This is a genomic window from Chitinophaga jiangningensis, assembly GCF_900142605.1.
Classification (GTDB): domain Bacteria; phylum Bacteroidota; class Bacteroidia; order Chitinophagales; family Chitinophagaceae; genus Chitinophaga; species Chitinophaga jiangningensis.
On the sequence record NZ_FRBL01000002.1, the window covers coordinates 23,090 to 44,094 of the forward strand.

Annotated in this window: 18 protein-coding genes; 6 read left to right on the top strand and 12 right to left on the bottom strand. The window is 44.3% G+C overall.

Annotated features, from left to right (window positions below):
- Positions 1-23 precede the first annotated feature (23 nt).
- Entirely contained in the window at positions 24-860 is an 837-nt protein-coding gene (locus tag BUB18_RS04515) for a hypothetical protein (protein WP_073078568.1), read from the bottom strand.
- Positions 861-1,142: 282 nt separating this feature from the next.
- Between BUB18_RS04515 and BUB18_RS04520 the strand changes: the two genes are divergently transcribed.
- The gene (locus BUB18_RS04520; RefSeq protein ID WP_073078570.1) at positions 1,143-2,765 is read left to right on the top strand and encodes an NADP-dependent glyceraldehyde-3-phosphate dehydrogenase; all 1,623 of its coding nucleotides are present in this window, start codon (positions 1,143-1,145) and stop codon (positions 2,763-2,765) included.
- Between the two features lie 208 nt (positions 2,766-2,973).
- Here the strand turns inward: BUB18_RS04520 and BUB18_RS04530 are convergent, their stop codons facing one another.
- Genes BUB18_RS04530 through BUB18_RS04540 form a run of 3 tightly spaced genes read right to left on the bottom strand, consistent with a single transcriptional unit; the run spans position 2,974 to position 5,375 of the window.
- On the bottom strand, positions 2,974-3,684 hold the full coding sequence (locus tag BUB18_RS04530; RefSeq protein WP_073078573.1) for a LytR/AlgR family response regulator transcription factor: 711 nt from the start codon (positions 3,682-3,684) through the stop codon (positions 2,974-2,976).
- Positions 3,681-4,751, bottom strand: coding sequence for a sensor histidine kinase (locus BUB18_RS04535; protein ID WP_073078575.1), 1,071 nt, complete (start codon positions 4,749-4,751; stop codon positions 3,681-3,683). The genes BUB18_RS04530 and BUB18_RS04535 overlap by 4 nt, the downstream gene beginning before the upstream one ends.
- Positions 4,752-4,754: 3 nt before the next feature.
- Entirely contained in the window at positions 4,755-5,375 is a 621-nt protein-coding gene (locus BUB18_RS04540; protein WP_143159829.1) for a hypothetical protein, read from the bottom strand.
- A gap of 165 nt (positions 5,376-5,540) precedes the next feature.
- Here BUB18_RS04540 and BUB18_RS04545 point away from each other — a divergent pair, with 165 nt between their 5' ends.
- The 5 genes from BUB18_RS04545 (at position 5,541) to BUB18_RS04565 (ending at position 12,008) form a co-directional block, all read left to right on the top strand.
- Positions 5,541-6,308: an MBL fold metallo-hydrolase gene (locus BUB18_RS04545; RefSeq protein ID WP_073078579.1), complete on the top strand. Its 768-nt coding sequence runs from the start codon at positions 5,541-5,543 to the stop codon at positions 6,306-6,308.
- Positions 6,309-6,451: 143 nt separating this feature from the next.
- Entirely contained in the window at positions 6,452-7,285 is an 834-nt protein-coding gene (locus tag BUB18_RS04550) for a helix-turn-helix domain-containing protein (RefSeq protein ID WP_073078581.1), read from the top strand.
- 148 nt (positions 7,286-7,433) lie between these two features.
- Positions 7,434-9,773 (top strand): sensor histidine kinase, encoded by a 2,340-nt coding sequence (locus BUB18_RS04555; protein WP_178372085.1) that lies wholly within the window; start codon positions 7,434-7,436, stop codon positions 9,771-9,773.
- A gap of 9 nt (positions 9,774-9,782) precedes the next feature.
- Positions 9,783-11,156, top strand: a complete 1,374-nt coding sequence (locus tag BUB18_RS04560; RefSeq protein ID WP_073078584.1) for a sigma-54-dependent transcriptional regulator — start codon at positions 9,783-9,785, stop codon at positions 11,154-11,156.
- A gap of 87 nt (positions 11,157-11,243) precedes the next feature.
- Positions 11,244-12,008 carry an alpha/beta hydrolase gene (locus BUB18_RS04565; RefSeq protein WP_073078586.1) on the top strand — a complete coding sequence of 255 codons (765 nt, stop codon included), beginning with the start codon at positions 11,244-11,246 and terminating at the stop codon, positions 12,006-12,008.
- A gap of 35 nt (positions 12,009-12,043) precedes the next feature.
- Here the strand turns inward: BUB18_RS04565 and BUB18_RS04570 are convergent, their stop codons facing one another.
- The 8 genes from BUB18_RS04570 to BUB18_RS04605 all read right to left on the bottom strand — a co-directional run bounded on the left by BUB18_RS04570 (position 12,044) and on the right by BUB18_RS04605 (position 21,005).
- Positions 12,044-12,820, bottom strand: coding sequence for a hypothetical protein (locus BUB18_RS04570; RefSeq protein ID WP_143159830.1), 777 nt, complete (start codon positions 12,818-12,820; stop codon positions 12,044-12,046).
- Between the two features lie 367 nt (positions 12,821-13,187).
- Positions 13,188-13,907, bottom strand: a complete 720-nt coding sequence (locus BUB18_RS04575; protein ID WP_073078590.1) for an ABC transporter ATP-binding protein — start codon at positions 13,905-13,907, stop codon at positions 13,188-13,190.
- An 11-nt stretch (positions 13,908-13,918) separates the two neighbouring features.
- On the bottom strand, positions 13,919-15,133 hold the full coding sequence (locus tag BUB18_RS04580; RefSeq protein ID WP_073078591.1) for an ABC transporter permease: 1,215 nt from the start codon (positions 15,131-15,133) through the stop codon (positions 13,919-13,921).
- A gap of 10 nt (positions 15,134-15,143) precedes the next feature.
- Positions 15,144-16,361 (bottom strand): ABC transporter permease, encoded by a 1,218-nt coding sequence (locus tag BUB18_RS04585; protein ID WP_073078593.1) that lies wholly within the window; start codon positions 16,359-16,361, stop codon positions 15,144-15,146.
- A gap of 3 nt (positions 16,362-16,364) precedes the next feature.
- A complete protein-coding gene (locus tag BUB18_RS04590) occupies positions 16,365-17,108 on the bottom strand; it encodes an outer membrane lipoprotein-sorting protein (RefSeq protein ID WP_073078594.1) in 744 nt (247 codons plus the stop codon).
- A 245-nt stretch (positions 17,109-17,353) separates the two neighbouring features.
- On the bottom strand, positions 17,354-18,202 hold the full coding sequence (locus BUB18_RS04595; protein ID WP_073078596.1) for a GIY-YIG nuclease family protein: 849 nt from the start codon (positions 18,200-18,202) through the stop codon (positions 17,354-17,356).
- Positions 18,203-18,243: 41 nt separating this feature from the next.
- The gene (locus tag BUB18_RS04600; protein WP_073078597.1) at positions 18,244-19,854 is read right to left on the bottom strand and encodes a type I restriction-modification system subunit M; all 1,611 of its coding nucleotides are present in this window, start codon (positions 19,852-19,854) and stop codon (positions 18,244-18,246) included.
- Positions 19,851-21,005: an AAA family ATPase gene (locus tag BUB18_RS04605; RefSeq protein ID WP_073078599.1), complete on the bottom strand. Its 1,155-nt coding sequence runs from the start codon at positions 21,003-21,005 to the stop codon at positions 19,851-19,853. Before BUB18_RS04605 ends, BUB18_RS04600 begins: the two co-directional genes overlap by 4 nt.

Below are 21,005 nucleotides of genomic sequence, written 5' to 3' on the forward strand. Positions count from 1 at the left end.
TTACTTAAAGATAAAACACTTTATTAAAACAAACTGCCCTGCACCACCGCCGGTGCTGCTACCGGCCCAAACAATCCAATTATTGTAAACGGCTGCTTGCTGGAAGCATGTACGTTTTGCGTGGTACCGAGGAAAAAGTGAAGGTCGGTGTTGCGCACGTAATCCTGCAGGTATTTTTTGCGCAGCTCGCCGGCTGCTTTCGCTTCTTTATCCGGCCCATGCTGTTTTTTGAGCAGTTTCCAGTAGAGAGATGCCAGTTGAAAGTCTTCCACGGGCAGGCTGATTTCTTTATGCTGATCATCTAAAAATCGGAAGGAAAACTGGAATGGTATTTTTTTAAAGGCTTCCATTGGTTCTTCTTCCTGCATAAATACGTGTGGGTAAAATTTCTCCTGCTGCATTTTTGCGAGGCGTTCGCTGTCCCATTCCGGTTCGGTGGGTGTTATATCCATGCCCAGTATCCGCTGTGGCTTAAATACCGCCAGGGAGGTATAAAAAGCCTCGTGTTTGGCTTCCATCAGCAGATTATCCAGGTTGCGGAAGATGTGTTTTTGCACCAGCGCCTTACGGTCATGCCAGTAGTTGCCAGCACCCAGGTGCCCCAGCTTCTTCACTGGCTGCTCAGGGTCTACCGGGCGGAAGCTTTCCAGTCGGAAATCCCGCGGGTTGCGTTCCAGGTCTATTTCGATCCAGTCGTACAACTGGTATTGTTCCTCGTAAGTTTTTTGTGAAAAAGAGATTGGGTAGATCCTGATGAAGGTACCATCTTCCCTGAAACCTGCTATACTCAGCTGCTCATCGTAATGGGAAGATAAAGTGGGGTAACTTTTCACAGTAATCATAACTTTCGTCAATGGCATGCAAATATTTTTTAAAAAGTATCCGTTTTACAATGGTTTCGGTAATAATGTGGCCAACTTGATAAGATGACTTCCGTTTTGATGTATTTGTTATAAATGTATTAATTCTTATCGGTCAATTAATCCGGCAAATTAAGGTTAATCGTTGAAAATAAAAAAGTTATGACCTACCAAAGTGACGGCAATCCCTTAGAAATAGTTTTTTTCTCTACCCATATCAAAACATTCTATGCTATTTATTCGTTCTAATTTGTGTACTTTGTACGCATAAATTATGAACACATGAGTTTTCAAGAATCGCTGCAAAAGATTTTTGTTGCAGAAAATGAAATCCCCGAAGAATTCCGCATTACAGAAATTCACCAGAGAGAGTACCTGGTAAACGGGGAAATGAAGCCATGGGACGGTCCTGTGAGCGAAGTATATTCACCAATAAACATTCCTACCCCTGAAGGACTTAAACGCAAGCTGATAGGCACCTACCCCCTCGGTACTGAAAAAGAAGCATTTGAAGCCCTGGACGCAGCACTGGCAGCGTATGATAATGGCCGCGGCGAGTGGCCTACCATGCCGCTGGCACAACGCATCGACTGCCTCTCCGTATTTGCCCGGAAGATGACCGACCAACGCACCCTGATCGTAAAGCTGATCATGTGGGAAATTGGGAAGTCGTACGCCGACTCCATCAAGGAATTTGACCGTACCATAGAATATATCAACGCTACCATCGATGCCCTCAAGGAAATCGACCGCAGCTCCAGCCGCTTCGACATCAAAGAAGGCACCATTGCACAAATCCGCCGGTCACCCCTGGGCGTAGTGCTGTGCATGGGACCATTCAACTACCCGCTGAATGAAACCTTCACCACCCTGATCCCGGCGCTGCTGATGGGCAACACCATCCTCTTCAAACCACCGAAACATGGTACTTTATTGCACTATCCGCTGCTGCGCGCATTCATGGAATCGTTCCCTAAAGGAGTGGTGAACACCATTTATGGTCGCGGTGCCGCGGTAATACCAGGCATCATGGAAACCGGCAAAATCAATGTATTGGCGTTTATCGGTTCCAGCAAGGTAGCCAACGACCTGCGCAAGCACCATCCTAAGCTGAACCGTCTCCGTGCAGTGCTCAGCCTGGATGCTAAGAATGCAGCCATCGTTACCGAGCATGCGGATATCAAAGTGGCAGTAAGCGAAACCATCCTGGGCGCATTATCGTATAACGGTCAGCGTTGTACCGCCATTAAAATCGTGTTTGTACACCGCTCCATAGCAGATGCGTTTAATGCGAGCCTCAGCGAAGCCATCTCCAAAATGAAGTTCGGCATGCCATGGAAAAAAGGTGTACAACTCACCCCGGTAGCGGAGCCAGGCAAGCCTGCGTATATCCGTGAGGTATTGGAAGATGCTGCCGCACATGGCGCCTCCGTGATCAACGAGCACGGTGGTGCTACCAACGAATCATTCGTATTCCCTGCGGTAGTGTACCCGGTAAACGATAAAATGAAATTGTACCGCGAAGAGCAGTTTGGTCCGGTGATTCCGGTGGTGCCATTCGATGATATCGAAGAAACTATCGACTACCTGATCGAATCGCCGCATGGTCAGCAGGTGAGCATCTTCAGCAACAACCCTGAAGAAGTAGCTTCCCTCATCGATCCGCTGGTGAACCAGGTGAGTCGCGTTAATATCAATAGTCAGTGTCAGCGCGGACCGGATGTATTTCCGTTTACCGGCCGTAAAGACAGTGCGGAAGGTACTTTATCCGTGCATGATGCGCTGCGCTCTTTCTCTATCAGGTCACTGGTGGCTACTAAAAATAATGACACCAATAAGGAGCTGCTGGAAAACATCCTGAAAGAGCATAGCTCCGATTTTTTAAGTACGAATTTTATTTTTTAGTATAGTTTGTATTATTGAAGTTGAAAGGGCCCTGCAGGTTGTGATGCGGGGCTTTTTTTGTTTTGCAACTCACACCTTCGGTGTGAGTTGAGAGGGGTCGCGCTGCGCGCGAAGCGCTTTTTTTTGTAATTAATAAACTACCATCAAAAAAAAACACTTTCAGCCTCACCGATGAGGAATCTCGTTTAAGAAGGGATATTTATTCCATTCACCCCCTCCCTCCAAACCGCTCTATCACCTGCTCCTTATACTTCAACCCTATCGGCAAAGCAACACCATCCACCACCAGCTGATTCCCTTCCATATACTGAATGGCCTGCACCGCCACCAAATAACTTTTATGAATCCGTAAAAACCGCGCTGATGGCAGTGCTTCCTCCATATGCTTCATCGTTTCGTTGGTCACAATCACTCTGCCGTTTTTCAGGAAAATTTTCTGGTAATCACCGATCGAAGTAAAATAGGTAATGTCTTCAAAATTTACTTTATGCAGCTTTTTGTCTGATTTCACTACTATAAATTCTGCCGCTATATGCTTGCCACTTGCGGCCACCTGCTCCAGCTCCATCTTATGACGGGCTTTATTCACCGCCTGCACAAATCTTTCAAACGAAAAAGGTTTGAGCAGGTAATCAACCGCATTGAGTTCAAAGCCTTCCACCGCATGCTCGGCATAGGCCGTGGTGAAGATCACACAGGGTGGCGCCGGAATCATTTTCAGCATATTCAGACCGGAGAGGTTAGGCATTTTAATATCCAGGAATATCAACTGTATCTCTGCCTCCCGCAATGCTTCCAGCGCTGCTATCGCATTACTGCATTTGCGCACTAATTCCAATACAGGATACTCCTTTATGTATGCTTCAATTACATCCTGGGATAAAACTTCATCATCTACTATCAGGCATTTTATTTTCATGAAGGTTGATTTTGGTGATCATGTAATTGCAGCTGCAATGTCACTGCATAGGTGACATCATCTTCCTGTATTACCAGTTGGTGGCGACCTGGATAGAGCATGTCCAGCCGGCGTTTCACGTTTTGCAGCCCCAGTCCCTTGTGTGCGTCGTTTTCGGTTTCATCTACCAGCCCCTTGTTATTTTTGACAGAGAGATATAAATCTCTCCCTGTAATATCCATACGTACATGCAGGAAGGTATCATTCATGCCCGCTTCCACACCGTGTTTGAAACCGTTTTCCACAAATACAATGAACATAAAGGGAGCGACCCTGCTTTTCCCTGCGTCTCCATTTACCTCGAAACGGATATCCGCCTTACCTGCATTACGCACCTGGTGAAGCGCGATGTAATCACGCAGGTAATTGATCTCGCTTTCCAGCAGCACCAATGCATCATTGGATTCATAAATCATGTAGCGCATCACTGCCGCCAGCTTCAGCAAAGTAGGCGGCACCTTGTCATCCTTGCGGAGCGACAGGGAATAGATGCTGTTAAGCGTATTAAACAGGAAGTGCGGGTTTATCTGCGACTTCAAATACAACAGCTCTGTATCGGCTTTTTCACTTTGCAGCCGCATCAGCCTGTTTTCCGACTCCATCAGCTGAAACCAGCCACGGGAAAGCTTCAGTAGTGTGGTAAGCCCTACATAAATTACCGCAAACTGCACCAGCTCTGTAAAGCTGTAATACGAAATAAAGAAGTATCCCGGGAAAATATAATCCACTACCTTGTTGAACAGCAGCATATTAAAACCCGCAGTGAGGGCAATCAATGCCACTACCGATATCGCATACACGAAATATTGCTGACGGCGCAGGAGTCGTGGGATCAGTATATCCAGGTTGATATATACACCTGTCACCAATGGCAAATGAAACACCGTGGTATAAATCAGGTCAATTTTCTGCGGGCTCTCCGCAGAAAAGAATACGAGGAGGTAATAGTAGGAAATATCCCAAAACAGGATATGCTGGCATACCCTGTTTTTAAGCAATCGCAAAAGTAAAACGCTGCTAAGCTTCATTTACTACTTTATTTTCCTGTAAGTAACTGGTTCGCTGTAGAAATCCTTATTGCCGGCATATTTAATCACAAACTGCTGCAGCTCCTGAGTAGAAGCTGTAATCAGGCTTCCATACTCCACATTTTCATGCTTTATTCTTATCCTGTTCTCTGATAATAATTTGTAAATCAACTCCGCGTTCATGTATTCCAGGTTAAAGCTGTTGGCTTCCACCTTTATCCTGCCGAAAGTATGTACCGGCATATAATAGTCTTCCACCAGCTTACTATCGGCCCCCATCCCTGCCGGATAAATATCAATATAATAGTTGTTGGCGAGTTTTAACAGGTTAAATAAAAATTCGGCTTTTTGTTTCCCTTCCGTGTAGGTCAGCATATACGATTTGTCGTTAACCAGCTTAGTTGCGAAACTGGTCAAGGTAGTAGTGTCTCCTTTGGCTTTCATTATGGCTGCCACACTTTCCAGCTTCCAGGTACTTTCACCGGCGCTATCTTTCCAGGTGCCCAGCAGGCGTGCATCAAAAACAAGGTCCTTGAGGGTATACAGCGGGTGCAGACAGGTAATACAGCCATTAAGCGCTATTACCGCCAGCAGCACCACAAATAATATTTTTTTGTGTTTCATGGTATTGAGTTTTTTGTAAAGGAAATGCGAAACCCCGGGCCGGGAAAATAAATACGATGAACGTGAGAAAACAGGGGTTGAAACGAAATATACATCGCCATGCATGATTCCTACCTTGGTGTTGCCGGCAATATGCCCTACCTTTAAATACCTGATCCCAAAAGTATGATTACCATCACCCACATCGATACCGCCTGTGTGCTCATCGATATCGCTGGTTATAAAATCCTGACTGACCCTACCCTGGATGCACCGGGGAAGCTGTATTATCATGGTTCCGGAGGTTTTTCCAGGAAGACGTCAGTGCCGGCGGCTGCAGTATCTGCTGCGGATATTGACCTGGTGCTGCTCAGTCACCATCAACACAAGGATAATTTTGACCGGGAAGGCAGAAAGCTGGCGGAGCAGGTGCCACTGGTATTGTCCACCCGCGCTGCGGCCAAAACTTTACCCAATGCAAAAGGACTACAACCCTGGGAAACCTTCTCCATAGAAGATCAGCATTTAAAAATTACAGCTACCCCTGCCCAGCATCATCCCTGGTGGGTACCTGAGTTCCTCGCCGGAGAAGTAATAGGGTTTGTGATAGAAAGCCCGTTGCTATCACAAGGCGCGTTGTATATTTCCGGCGACACGGTTTATTTCAAAGGCCTGCGCGAAATTGGACAGCGGTTTAAAATCGATATCGGCATTTTCCATGTAGGTGCAGTACAATTCAGGTATCTTACGGGTTGGGGAAAATATACACTCAATAGTCGCGACCTGTTAAAGACGATCCATGAATTGAATCCTGCCCGAGTAATACCGGTGCATTTCAGTGGCTGGACACATTTCAAGGAAAAAGAACCGGTACTCAGGAAATCCTTACAGCAAGATGCAGCAGTATGGGAGAAAACGATTTTCCCTGAACCGGGTATTGCGATATCATTGTAGTCACCATATTTCGTCAATCTCCGATGCTATTTAGCCAAATATGGCTAAAGTAAAAACCTGTGTTTTTATTAAATTATTGCTGCTCAACCAATTGAAAAAAGGCATGTAAATAGCATGGGTGATCCTGCATTATAGTTTAAAAAATGAGTTTTACTGTAGCCGGTTCAGATAACCCAATTACTATTTCTTCCCTCCATTCTACTTCCGATATGGAATACCGGTTGTCGTGCATGGAAATCATCTGGGTGCAGGAAGGCAATTTAACCATGCACGTAAATGAGCTCCCGGTAGTACTTACACCGGGCACTGTATGCCTTTTAATTCCGGGGCAGTCAAAATCAGTTATTATTCAGGGAGATGTTAAAGGCTACCAAGTCAGTATTGCCGCGGCTTACTTTCACATGACCACCACGGGCACGTATACACGCTATCAGTACAATTTTATGGACCGGCCCTGTTGCCACCTGTTGGATCCGGGGGCTGCCGCCGCGCTGGAAGCGATCCTGGAACTGGTACACGAAGAATGCACACGACACACATCTCTCCCTAAAAATATAATACTGGGATGGATAAAGGTACTGCTGGCCTATTGCAACTGGGGCGCGCGTATGGTACCGGAAAAGGCTACACGCCGCGACCAGGAAATCACCCGCGACTTTTTCAGGATTCTCGATAATCATTTCATCAACCAGCGGAAAGTATCATGGTATGCACGGGTACTTGCCATCTCCCCTACTTATCTGAACCAGGTGATTAAAAAATCTTCCGGCTTTCCGGCCAGCCACCATATTCAGCAGTGTATCATCCTGGAAGCTAAAAGGCTGGCGGTGCAGGAGAAAAAGAGTATGAAAGAGATTTCCTATGCCCTCGGTTTTGACGACCTCGCACATTTCAGCAAGTTCTTTAAAAACAATGCAGGCGTTAACTTCAGTGATTTCCGGTTACATCACATCCACGACACGTCCGACCTCCTTTGAGGAACCGCATACAATACGTACTTTAGCAGTCTGATCAAATTCTGTCAGCATGCCCCGTAGTGTTGTATTGATGTTACTGCTTTTTATAGCCACCATATCCCATGCCCAAGAGTTACAAAATCCGATTCCGGCTTCATATGATGCGGACATGAAGCGGATATTGGTGCTTGCCACAGCCAACCATTTGTACGGTGTTTCCCAGGGCAAACTGGACAGAGACAGTGCGGTCATTTTCGCTTCAAAAATGTTTGGTCTTAGTCGCCTCACCGCATATAACGAGGGATTTAAAAGTGGCAAAGACTACCCCGGTCAGGCGCTGATTGATGAAGGCCGGATTAATGAGGCAATCAGCAGGCTCTCCACACTGACCGGTGACCCGCAACTGCAATTACTTGCCGAACTGGGAAACTATTACCTGCACAAACCAGGTACCTCCCCGGCAGATATAAATATGGCGGGTGATTATATTAAAAAGCTGGAACAGGCAGTAGCTGTCACTAGTGATAAAACCTGGCAAATACCCAGCCTATGGCTATCCGGCGAGTTGAATGATGCGAATCGTAATACGGAGAGAAGTAAAGGATACTATGCGGCAGCAACGGCGATTTTACGAAAGTCAGGCAACCAACGGTTGCTGGCGCTGGGGTTATTTCATGAGGCGCAGGTGCTGGCGCTGACCGATCCAAAACGGGCAGCTAATTTTGAGGAAGCAATTATTATCTCCCGAAAATTAAAAATTCCCCAACTACAATACAGGATAACGATTGTGCAGTTGCTCGACCTGATACGTTCCCATCCTGAAAAGTTTGGACCAACATTGCTTGCTGTATTGGATTTGGAGAAAAAAATGGGCTTTCTCCATCACCAGTATGTGTATTCCAGTTTGTCGTACTGGAGCCTGGTCCAGGGTGATCTGCTTACCAGTAAAGCGTATGCCGACTCCTCCGTGATAAGTGCGATGGCTACCAAAGACACGGTTCTGGCTACTTTGTACTGTATGCGACTTTGTGACAACGTAATCAATACTGGTACCTTTGAAGAGGCGATGTACTGGAATACACGGGCCTTAAGCGGTCCAAAAACAAGAGAAACACAATTTCTCTGGTATAAAAGTTTGCTACAGCGCATTCGGATACTGGTAGCACATCATCAGTACGCGGACGCACTCAGTACGGCGGAAGACATGGTCCGTAACAACCCGCCTGACAATGACTTTGACCGTATGCACCTTATTTACCAGCTGGGAAATATCAATGATGTACTTGGCAAAAAAAACGAAGCTTTTAGGTACTATCTTCAGTTTATTGATTATTCCAGCAAATATCCTCCTCAGCAGATGTATACAGAAATGCTGCATGCTTATACAAAAATTGGAGCCTTTTACCTGGAACGCGGGGATAGAGCTATGGCGCGAAAATATGCTGCTTTAGTAATAAATGATCCTATCGGAAGAGTGGCTCCGCCTTTCCTGGCAGCTGCCAGTCATACTTTATTTGAGTTAGATTCACTTGCAGGCAACTATGTATCCGCGATTCAGCATTACCAAACTTATCATCGTTTCCGTGATTCCACCTTCAGTATTACCCAGCGGCAGAAAATGGATGAGCTGACCGTGCAATATGAAACCAAGAAGAAGGACCAGAATATCGAACTGCTGAAACGCGATAAACAGCTACAGGTGGAACAACTCGGCCGCAGTGCGATGGTAAGAAATATCACCCTCGCCGGTATTACCGTATTGCTGGTGGTAACAGGGTTATTGTACAATCAGTACCGGCTGAAGCAGAAGGTGAATGCTGAAACGGAGGCCAGGAATAAGATGCTGCAGCAACTGGTGGAAGAAAAAGAGTGGCTGCTGCGGGAGGTTCACCATCGTGTAAAAAACAACCTGCAAACAATTGTAAGCCTGCTCGAATCGCAGTCCACCTACCTGCAAAACGAGGCGTTGCAAGCGATCCAGGAGAGCCAGAACAGGATTCATGCCATGTCGCTCATTCATCAGAAGCTGTACCACGACGAAAACATTTCTGCCGTAAGCATGGCCACCTATCTTCCCGAGCTGGTGGAATATTTATCGGAAAGCTACAACATAAACAGTCGCATAATTTTTTACACTAAGGTAGAAGATGTTGAACTGGATGTTTCGCAGGCCATTCCTTTGGGGCTGGTGGTAAACGAGGCCGTCACCAATGCGATCAAATACGCATTTCCACACCCTGAGCCTGGCAATAGTATCAGTATCACCTTTTCTATGACAGCCAACCGCACAGCCACGCTTACCATTGCGGATAACGGCGTGGGCATAGATCCGGCGTTGCTGAACAGAAAAGCCAAAGGACTGGGGTTACGACTGATACGCGGACTCGCAAATGATATAGAGGCACAACTCGATATGCGTGCAGACCATGGCACTAAAGTGATACTGACATTTACGGTTAGTCGCACACTGAAAGCCACTGCCGCACACCATTCCACCCAACTCGTATAATTTACTCTGATGAGCAGGAAAATTTTGATTGTTGAAGACGTATTTATTGAAGCCAATAATCTGGAAATGATTTTGGAAAAAGCCGGCTATTATGTGACCGGCATTGCCAGGTCCGTTGCCGCTGCGAGGAAGGAAATAGAGCGGGAAAGACCTGATTTTGTACTGGTAGATATTTTTTTGCAGGGTCCGCAAACGGGGATAGACCTTGCGTGGGAGCTGAAGAAGCTGGAGATACCGTTTTTATATTTATCCGCTAACTCCAATCGCGACACCCTGGAGCAGGCCAAAAAAACAGGGCCGTTCGGTTTTCTGGTGAAGCCTTATCGTGAAAGGGATGTGCTGGTGATGCTGGAGATAGCGGTGTATCAGCATAGTAATGGCCGTGAAGCCTTACTAAAAAACACTTCCCGGAAGAAGGTTAACTCTAATGGTAATTTCCATGGAATATATGGGAGTAGTCAGGCCCTGCACCAGGTGGTGGAGCAGCTGGAAGTGGTGGCCCCTACGGACACCAGTGTGCTATTGCTTGGCGAAAGTGGAACTGGCAAAGAAAGGATGGCGGAAGTAATTCACAAATTATCGAACCGTAGCAAGGGACCGCTTGTTAAGGTAGATTGTGCATCATTACCCCCAACGCTTATTGAATCTGTACTGTTTGGGCATGAGCGGGGCGCCTTTACCGGTGCTGCGGAGCGTCGTATTGGTAAGTTTGAGCAGGCCATTGGCGGTACGTTGTTCCTGGATGAAATAGGGGAAATGCCGCTGGACATGCAGGCGAAATTACTGCGGGCATTGCAGGAAAGGGAGATAGAGCGGTTGGGCAGCGGGAATGTGATTAAGGTGGATGTGCGTGTGATTGCGGCTACCAACAGGAACCTGGAGCAGGAAGTGAGTGAAAAGCGTTTCCGGATGGACTTATACTACCGGCTGAATGTGTTTCCGGTGTGGATACCACCCTTGCGGGAGCGTGGCGGAGATATAACGTTGCTGGCCAATCATTTTGTAGAGATTTATTGTACGCGTTTTGGCAAGCCTGTTAAAACGATTAGCCCCAAGGCCATGCAAACGCTGATGGGATATTCCTGGCCGGGCAATATCCGGGAGCTGGATCATGTGATAGAGCGTACGGTGATTTTGACACGTGAAAATGAGATTACGCAGTTTGCACTTACCCCTCAGCCCGCAGCAGTGGCGGTGAACAGCACTCCTACCATCAAAACCATGGCAGAAAATGAAAAGGAACATATCATAGCGGTGCTGAAGAGCGTGAATGGCAAGGTGTCGGGCCCCGGCGGTGCAGCTGAATTGCTTGGCCTCCCTCCTTCTACCCTCAACGCCCGTATGAAAAAGCTTGGCATAAATACCGGTAAGTCTTTCCACTGATTTGTACAACTAAAAGGTAAATTCGTCAATTGAAAACCTTGCGGGTACCGGGTAATTTTGAATATACCGTTTTTCAAAACTATTACCATGATCAACTCCTCCACTATTGTCTTCATTACTGGCGCATATGTATCACATGCCTGCTGGGACCAATGGCAAACCTACTTTCAGCACAAAGGCTACAATACCATGGCACCGCCATGGCCCGGCAAGGATGCGGATACGAAAACCCTCCGGGAAAGGTATCCCGACAAGCAACTCGCTGCCGTATCGATGGATGACATCATTAACCAGTATATCAGTATCATCAATAAATTACCGGAGAAGCCGGTAGTGATAGGTCACTCTTTTGGCGGACTATTTGCCCAGGTGCTGCTTAACCGCGGGTATGCTGCAGCCGGCGTAGCAATACATGCCGTAATGCCGCAAGGCATCATCCCGTATGAATATAATTTTCTCAAATCCAATCTACCGTTACTGGCCTCCTTGAACAGCACTTACCTGATGCCTTTCAGCCGATGGCAGTTTGCCTTTACCAACGGCATGCCACTGGAAGTGCAGCAGCAAACATATGAGCAGCTGGTGATTCCGGAGTCGCGCAAGGCGGCCCTTGGCGGGCTTACCAAGGCAGCTTACGTAGACTTTAAAAAGCCGCATCCGCCCCTGCTGATGATGGCAGGTACGGAAGATCAGTGTATACCGGCGCATTTATGCAAGCGTGTATATAATAGCTATAAAGACCGCAACTCAATCACCGATTTCGTGGTCAAAGACCGGAACCATTTTGTGCTGGGGCAGCCGGAATGGGAGCAGGATGCGGAGGAAGTGGCAGGGTGGTTGAGGAGGAATTAAGCATGCAGGCCGGCTTCGTTAAGCCGGCCATTTGGCTAGAAGCTCCACCTCGATCTCAAAAACAGGGTGTGATTCAGGTCCTGAAAAGAAGTAGACTCAACAAATACAGATTGCCATATCAGATCAATATCCCAATTGGGTTTCAGATTCCGGTGCAGTGATGGAAACAAGATCAGCAGGTTAGTACCGGGTGCATAAACAGTCGTCAGGCTGCCGCTGAAAATTGGTGTGAATTCTTTCCTGGCATTTAGCACCAAATTCCATCTTGTTGGAATAAGGTTACGGGGAGTTACCCGGAATATTAATCCATTATAAACGTTCAGGGGGTGAGCTATACCTTTTTCATTGTATAAAATACCAGCAGATACATACCATCCACTTTTAAATACATAATCACTTTCCAGTGTTGCCAGGAAATGGGAAAGACTATCATTTTTATCTCCATAGTATTGAAGCTCTCCTTTAAAGCCTGCCCCTTTGATATTTCCGGCCCAGCCAAAGCCAGCGGTTATAACTCCCTGGTATAATCCAGCATTCCATTGCAAATCATAATGCCTGTAATTTGTGAAGTATTTTGCTGCCATAACAGTTCCACCACTAGTGCCTGCTACTGCCACTTCTACATTAGAAAAATCACTTATTATAAACTGCCCTTTTATTGCATCACTTCCCGGCCGTTCTTCGTAATCGAAATCAAGAAAATTATAAGAATTAAACAAATCATTTGGGTTCCACATATTTGTAATTCCCCAGTTTATACGTTGACGACCTGCTCTGATATTCCATTTTCTGCGTTTGAACTCCAGCCACATTCTCTCCACATCAGAATGTACTACTGCTGACCGGGTGGTTATCCATGTGGTGGAAAGATTTACCCATTCATTTTGATTTTGAATTGACTGCTTAAAATCCGGAACATCTATTACATCCTTTCCCCAATAAAACCTGTTTCGAACCTCCAGGTGGCTGGCCCAGGTTACTCCATTTTTCCATTGAATATTTATCCGGTTATGAATGAGGTTGGTCACAGCAATTCCTTTATGTCCGTTTTCAATTCGGGCCCAAACCATGTCTTTCAGGTAACCACCAAGCCACCATGTGCTTTTATTTAGCGCACTGTCCTGGGCAAACAGGCCGGATGGCAGGCATAGCAACCCTATAATAACGCAACATTTCATGTCAGGGATGTTCGTGAGGAGCAGAGGTGGATACTACAGCCGAATCTGATGCGATACTCCCATCTACCAACGTAATAACACGTCGTGCTCTGTTAATTACCCGTGGGTCGTGTGTAGAAAAAAGAAAAGTAACCTGCTCTTCCTGGTTGAGAGCTTCCATCAGGTCCAACAGGTGTAAGGCAGCCACGGAATCAAGGTTGGCAGTAGGTTCATCGGCGAGAATAAAACGCGGTTTTGATGCCAGTGCTCTGGCCACCGCCACTCTTTGCTGCTGACCGCCTGACAGCTGCGCCGGCCTGACTTTCATTTTCTCTACCAATCCAATTTCCGTAAACAACTGCAGTACCCTCTTATCCCGTTCCGCGCGTTTTACTCCCTGTAAAAGGAGAATAAATTCCGCATTTTCTTTTGCTGTTAAAACAGGAATAAGGTTGAAAGATTGAAAAACAAACCCGATGTTATGTAAACGGAATTCGATCAATTTCCTGGCTGATAATTTTGTTATATCAGTACCATTTATGTAGATATTGCCATGATCAGGTTTATCCAAACCACCGATTAAATTGAGCAGGGTGGTTTTTCCAGATCCGGAAGGCCCCACCAAGGCAGTGAACTCTCCTTCCTGCAAATGCAAATGGATATTATTAACTGCATAGACAGGTATTGTTTCCGGATTGTAAACTTTACTTATGTTATGTGCATCAATTACAATATTTTTCATGGTTGGGGTTTTTATCTTCTGAGAGCTTCCGCTGTTTGCAACTGCAAAGCTTTCCACGCGGGTAGCAAGCAGGAAATTAGTGCTGTAAATATGACCATACATGAGATGGTTATTAACTTTTCCCATGGAAAGGACGGATAGATAATAGTTTCAAAGCCGAAGCTGGCCATCATGTCTTTTCCCATCCCTGACAGGTCCAGGCCATTCCTGTGATAATAGCTGGTAATCCAATAAGCAGATAGTAGTCCAAGAGGTGCTCCTGCGATAGTAAGCAGGAGCGTTTCTATCCATACCAGTAGAAAAATTCTTTCCCTGGAGGTACCCAGTGCCACCATCATTCCTATTTCCCTTGTCCGCTCCAGCACTGACATCAGCATCGTATTTAGTATACCAAATGCCAGTGCTATTAATATGATAACTAAAATAATATAAGAGTATTCATCCACAGTTTTAACCATGAGCTCTGTTTCAGGTGAAATATCCTTCCAGGATTCGACAAGCAATGATGGGAAACGTTTATTCAGTCGAATTTGTAGATGGTCCAGGTCTTTATCATCTTTCAGTAAGATCGCAATTTCCTGAAAGGAGCCGGATGTAAGCAGCAGGTTATTGAGTGTACTTGCCATCACATATACGTTCAGTTCATCCAATGGTGCATTGCCGGATTGAAAAATACCTGCAATCCGGAATGCAGCGGAAACGAGATTGTCAGCTGTATCAGCAAAAGTTAATACTACCTTGGCATTCAGCTTCAGTTTCATCTTATCGGCCAGTTTCTTACCTACCATGATTTCGTTAACTTTATCGGCATGAAAACCATCACCAGCGATAATCTTTCTCCTTAATTGTGAAAATTCATATTCAAGTGGCGGCAGCACGCCGTATATCTGTACGCCAGCACTTCCCCTTGGGGTAAGGAGCATACCACCAACCAGAGTTCTGGGAACAGCTAGTTTCACTTCAGGCATTGTACGTATTTCCGCCAGCACGCGTGCTGCATTTGGCACTATATAAACAGGGCGATTGTCTTTTCTAAATGCTGGATGATGGATTTGTAAATGCCCTACTTCTGCATCAATAACAGTTCTTACCCTACTGGTCATCATACCTTTATAGAGGGCGAGCACAGAAGTGCCTGCTAACAGGCCAATCGTAACTGAAAGCATAATTACTATACTTCTCGTTTTGTTACGCCAGATATTACGCCATGCCATCAGCAGTATCATAACAATAGTTTTACTTTTTCATTGCCGTCAACGGTTTAAGCTGCAGGATTTTTACGATGGGATATAGCGATAATGCTATACCAATCATCAAAACCGTAAGTGCCTGTGAAATAAAGATTGTACTGTCGGTTGAGGTGGGAAATATAGCTTCAAAACCAAATCGCTCATAAGCTTTTGCCGTGTCACCTCCCATCCGGATCGGATAATAATGGAGATAAAAAATCAGTGGAACGCCTGCCACCATACCTGCCAGACAGCCGGTTAAAACTGTCAATACTGACTCAATTATAAACAGGAGGATCAATTTACTTTTCTTCATACCAATTGCAACCAACATACCTATTTCAAATTTTCGTTCCAGCATCATCATCAGTAAAGTACTGAAGATCCCAAAGCATATCAGCAGATAAAGCACCGCCTGGACAATTTTCATATTATTGGAGTCAGTTGCAATATGTTGTTTGATGTCGGGCATTAGTTCTTCCCATGTCAGCACCTCGTAATCCACTCCCACCACCCGTTTTACAGCAACTGCAGTGGTAGGTAACAATTTATCGGTATGGACAGAAAGGATATATGCTGTGATCTGCTTTTCTGCACTAAAATACTCCTGGGCGGCTGGAAGAGGCATGAATAAGATGCCATTATTCAATTGCGGGGAACCGAATTTCACGATCCCTTTTATGACAAATTTCCCTGCAGCGGTAGCACCATGATACCCCTGACCGATCAGCATTACTGTATCGTACACACGAAGTTTCAGGCTATTTGCTAAACCTTCGGCCATCAATACCGCATTGTCCGACCCCTTTAAATACTTTCCGGCGACCAGTTTGGTTTTAAGTTGTGTAATGTTGTTTTCCAATTCGGGATTTATACCTGCAACCAGGCATCCCTTTGTTAATTCAGCTGACGCAGCGAGTGAAAAAGCCTCCAAGCGAGGTGTAACAGCATTTACATTCCGGGTATTGGCAATCAAAGATGCAGTTGTGTTGTCCTGGGAAAAACTGTTATCCAATATTTGTTCATCCTGGTACCCCATTTTATGTACCTGTATATAGCCTGAATGGAAGCTCACCACATTTTTTACAAGATTTTCAAAAACACCCAGCTTCAAGGCTTCCGCTACCATGGACAATATAACTGCAAAAAAAATGGCGGCGACTGTTACCAGGGTACGTGTAGGATTACGCCAAAGGTTTTTCCATGCTAGCTTTACTATCCACATACACTATTGGTTTATCGACTTCATACTCTCGGTAGTGAAAAAGCCATCATCAATTTGTCGGTTGTAGATGACTGTTTTGTAGATCATTACCGTTTTTTGGTTTGGTTTGCCGGCAGGTATCATTTCAAAACGGGTAGGTATTAGTCGTCCGTCCATTATCCTAACATCAGACGCTACCATAGTATTGACCAGCAGCCCATCTTCATCATAAAAGCGTGAGTAAAGCTCCAGGTAATCCTGCTTATCTATGCAAACTGTTAGTTTACCCCAAACCACCGGGGCATCTTTTTTGGGCAACATTTCAATGACATAACAACTCCGGCCATCAATGGTAGTATCCTGCAGGAAACTGTGATTATAGTCATTGATAATGGATGATTCCCTGACCAAATCATCATTTGTAAAATCGGTCCCCATCCAGGACTGGGACATCATTGATGGCGGCAATTTTATCAACTTTTCCAGGGAGGGGGTCCAGTTCCAGACCTCCAGCTTACGTTTGAGGAAAACGATACCTTTATCCTTCACCGGAAGTTTTATTAATATCATGGCTAAGTCCGAACCCTTCATCCAGGTTTTTATACTCATCTCGCGGGACCATGCCGGCCTCACCGTCTGAATCACGATTTCTGCCAAAGAGGTTTTCCCGCGCATTTTTGAGTCAGCAGCCATTACTATATCCCTGGCAGATTGCCCATACAAGCTGGTAGCTGAAAGTAATGCCGTAAACAAAACATAACCTTTCAATGTAGATTGACTTTATATGTAAATTAGGCATATTTAAGCAGGGAGATAATGATCCTGATCAATAGAGAGGCAAATTTGGGAATAATAGGTATGACGTTGGTCAGTGCTTTTATTAAGTTGGGTCCTGGATATTTGATGCCTGGGGTATTAAACATAAGGAAGCACAAGCTGACATAATCACTTAAACAAAAAAGCGCACCTGGATGCGCTTTCTAAAAAGTTCGGTAAACTTTCACAGTTGCCGTTTAAATCTCAAGAAACTTCAGTTCCACACCGTCTTCATTTTTCCATTCCACCCTACCATTTGCGTTTCTTCCCAATGTTGCTGCAGCCGCTCTGGAAGGTGAATTAAATATATAATCTTTAGTGAGCCTGTAAAAAGTTCCTTGTATCTCAAGAATACCTTCATTTAGCATTTGTTCTCTTTCAAGTTTTATACCCTTTGGGAAGGCATTTTGTTCCTGGATTATAAACAAGGAGTCCTTATAAACTATAAAACCTTCTGTAGATGGGCTACCTGTACTAAATGCTCCTGCTCCACTCTTACAATAAAAAACCTGTTGGCGGATCTCACCATGATCTATCGTCTCTTCTAAAAGTTCAAATAGCTTATGTCCCAGGGAGGATGTCAATACTTTAACATTAGATAAAAACTCCTCTAGTTCCGCCTGTTCAGCTTCAGATAATCCGGGCTTCGTCGGAATATTTTGATCAATGGTGTAGCGACCAGCTTTTACAGCCAGCTCGTATAGCCGGTTCTCCAGGTACTTGACACTGGCTTTATTCAGGTACCGATCTTTACTAGCAAAAAAAATGACTTCTGTCCAAGAGTCTCGATTGGCAATATGTTGTGCTAGCCGATCTTTAACCACTTCCGCTTCACCGATATATGCTTCATCTTCATTATTTTCCCCTTTTCCAATGAGAATATATACCCCTGGCTTCTGAAACTCGGGACGATTGCTATATTCTTTAATTTTGATACGAGGAACCTTTACTCCAATTCCTGTCCAATTACTCAGTTCAGCGGTGGTAAGACCATTTGCGGTTCCATCTAGTAAAAATAGGCGGATAGTTTTACCGAAAGTGTTCATAATAATATTTCTTTTTAGCAATCAGACTTCGCTCTTGAAAATCAAATTGGATCTAATCCCAACTCCCTCAAGAATTCATTATGCTTGTCTGTATTAGTCTTTATGCTTTCGTTTATTGAAGCCAGTTTTTTATTCACTTCCTTCAAGTCAATCTGTACTTCCTCTACGGCCGTGCTTACATATCTCGATATATTCAGATTATAACCATTCTTTTCAATTTCATCCATCGATACGCGTCTTGCATATCGATCAACATGCTCTGGCCGGAACTGGTACGTTTCCACAATCTTTTGGATGTGTTCTTCTTCCAGGGTATTTTGCTTTTTACCCGGTTTGTAATGTTCACTTGCATTAATGAATAATACATCATCATTCTTTTTGCATTTTTTAAGAATTAAAATGCAAACCGGAATACCGGTGGAATAAAACATATTATAAGGCAATCCGATTACTGTATCAATGTGGTTGTCTTTTAAGAGTTTAGTACGAATTCTTTCTTCAGCACCACCGCGGAACAGCACTCCATGAGGCAATATAATAGCCATGGTCCCTTCCTTAGACAAATAATGGAAACCGTGCAGCAAAAAAGCAAAATCAGCAGCTGATTTAGGCGCTAACCCGTAATTTTTGAAACGGAAATCTTCACCCAGTGCTTCGGTGGGTTCCCAGCGTAAACTAAATGGCGGATTGGCAACTATTGCATCAAATTCCATTTTCTTACTTGGATTCATTTCATTGAGCAAAGGCCAATGATTTTCTAATGTATCACCATGGTAGATTTCAAATTCACCATCTTTCATACCATGCAGCAGCATATTCATCCGCGCAAGGTTATAAGTAGTAATGTTTTTTTCCTGTCCGTAAATCTTGCCGATCGATCCGCCACTGTCCTTCATTCGCTTCCTTACGTTAAGTAACAATGAGCCGGAACCACATGCAAAGTCAAGGACTTTATGTAGCTTCCCTTTCTTCCCTGTCTTGGGTTCCTGGCTATCCAAGGTTACGATTTCAGAAAGTACAGTTGAAATTTGTTGTGGCGTGTAAAACTCTCCTGCCTTTTTGCCTGACCCTGCCGCAAACTCGCCGATAAGATATTCATAAGCGTCCCCAAGTGTATCTGTATCCGTAGTAAAATTGGCTATCCCTTCAGCAATTTTCTGAATAACAGTACACAACCTCTTATTTCGTTCTGTATTGGTTTTACCGAGCTTTTCCGAATTCAGGTTAATTTCGGAGAACAAGCCCTGAAAGGCACTTTCAAAGGACTCGTTTTCGATATAACGAAAACCCTCATCCAATGTTTTGAGCAACCCCTCATCCTGCTTACGAGCCATTTCACTAATATTACTCCAAAGGTGCTCTGGCTTAATAACATAATGGACTTTTCGGCGCATCTGCTTCTCGAATTCCGGAACTTCTGATTTATTAGCAGTATACCACACCGATAAAGGTATTTGGCTTTCATCTTTTGCCAATACAGGGTAGTCTTTGCCTAATTCTTTCTTTGCAGCTTCCTCATAATTGAAGGATAAATATCTTAGGAATAAAAACGATAGCATATAATCGCGAAAATCATCTGCATTCATCGCTCCACGTAATTTATCTGCTATGCCCCAAAGGGTTTTACCCAATTGCTGTTGTTGCTCTGTCATTCTGTTACATTTTGAATCTCATCCTTAAATATTTCTGGAAAATAGAATTCATATTTAGTGAGAAATCCGTCTAAAATACGTTTGAAAAGTTCTTTAGTATCATCCCCCATCTCTACAGGGTCGAAAATTGAATATTTACCATGGCTAAATAACTGCAGTGCTCTATCAAATAGCACCTCATCTTCTACACTCAAACTTCCAATGCATTTATCAATTTTGTCATATCCAAAAAAACTGGCAGTTTTTTCTAATATGCTTCTCAAAGAATTAAAGTGATAAGTATAAATTTTATTTGATTCAGTTACTTGCTTTAGCTCGCTTAATATTGCAATATGGTGGAAATATGGTGTATCACTTGTATCCTGCAGAGCGTATCCTGTAGATTGCTTACCATGCAGAAAATAACGCTTATGCTTGATTTTCCTACCAATCTGATTACACATGACATTAAAGAACAGACTATGGTGTGTTGAAATCACTGCCTTTATTTCACTATCTTCCTTTGTCAACAAACTGGACAAATCACAAGCAACAGAAATCACATTATTTTCATCAAGAGATGAGATAGGATCATCAATGTAAATATACTTCACCCATTCGTAGGCAGGGTCTTTATCGATGGCTAACTGACAGATCGCAAGAAAGAAACACCAGATAAACAGATTTTCCTCTCCTCTTGAAATTTTAATATTTTCAATATTTTCAAACTTTTCCTCATCCGCGTCAACCATAACCCTCCGTGAAAAAGTAACTGTGGATGACTTATAATCAATATCAAACTTCAAATCTACATAGTTATGAAAAAAGGCTTCAATCTTCACATCTAAATCCAGCTCATGCAATCCGTTGAAAAATGCAGAATCCGCATTCAGCTTAAGAAATCTATTGGTATCATTTTCTAAATCATTATTCCATGAAAATAAATCTTCGGTAAATGCATTAAAATATAAGGTATCCCTTGATGTTGTTTTGCCTTCACTGTCAAATTCTTTACCCGCCTGCCTGTACTCCATTGAAAGGCGGGTTTTGCCTGTACCATTATGTGCGAATAATAGGATGAGGTCTTTGGTGTTTTTGCTTTTCTCATCAAATGTCTTTCGCAAATGCTGAGCCACCTCGGTAAGATTTTCGAATTTTGACAGTGTATTCAT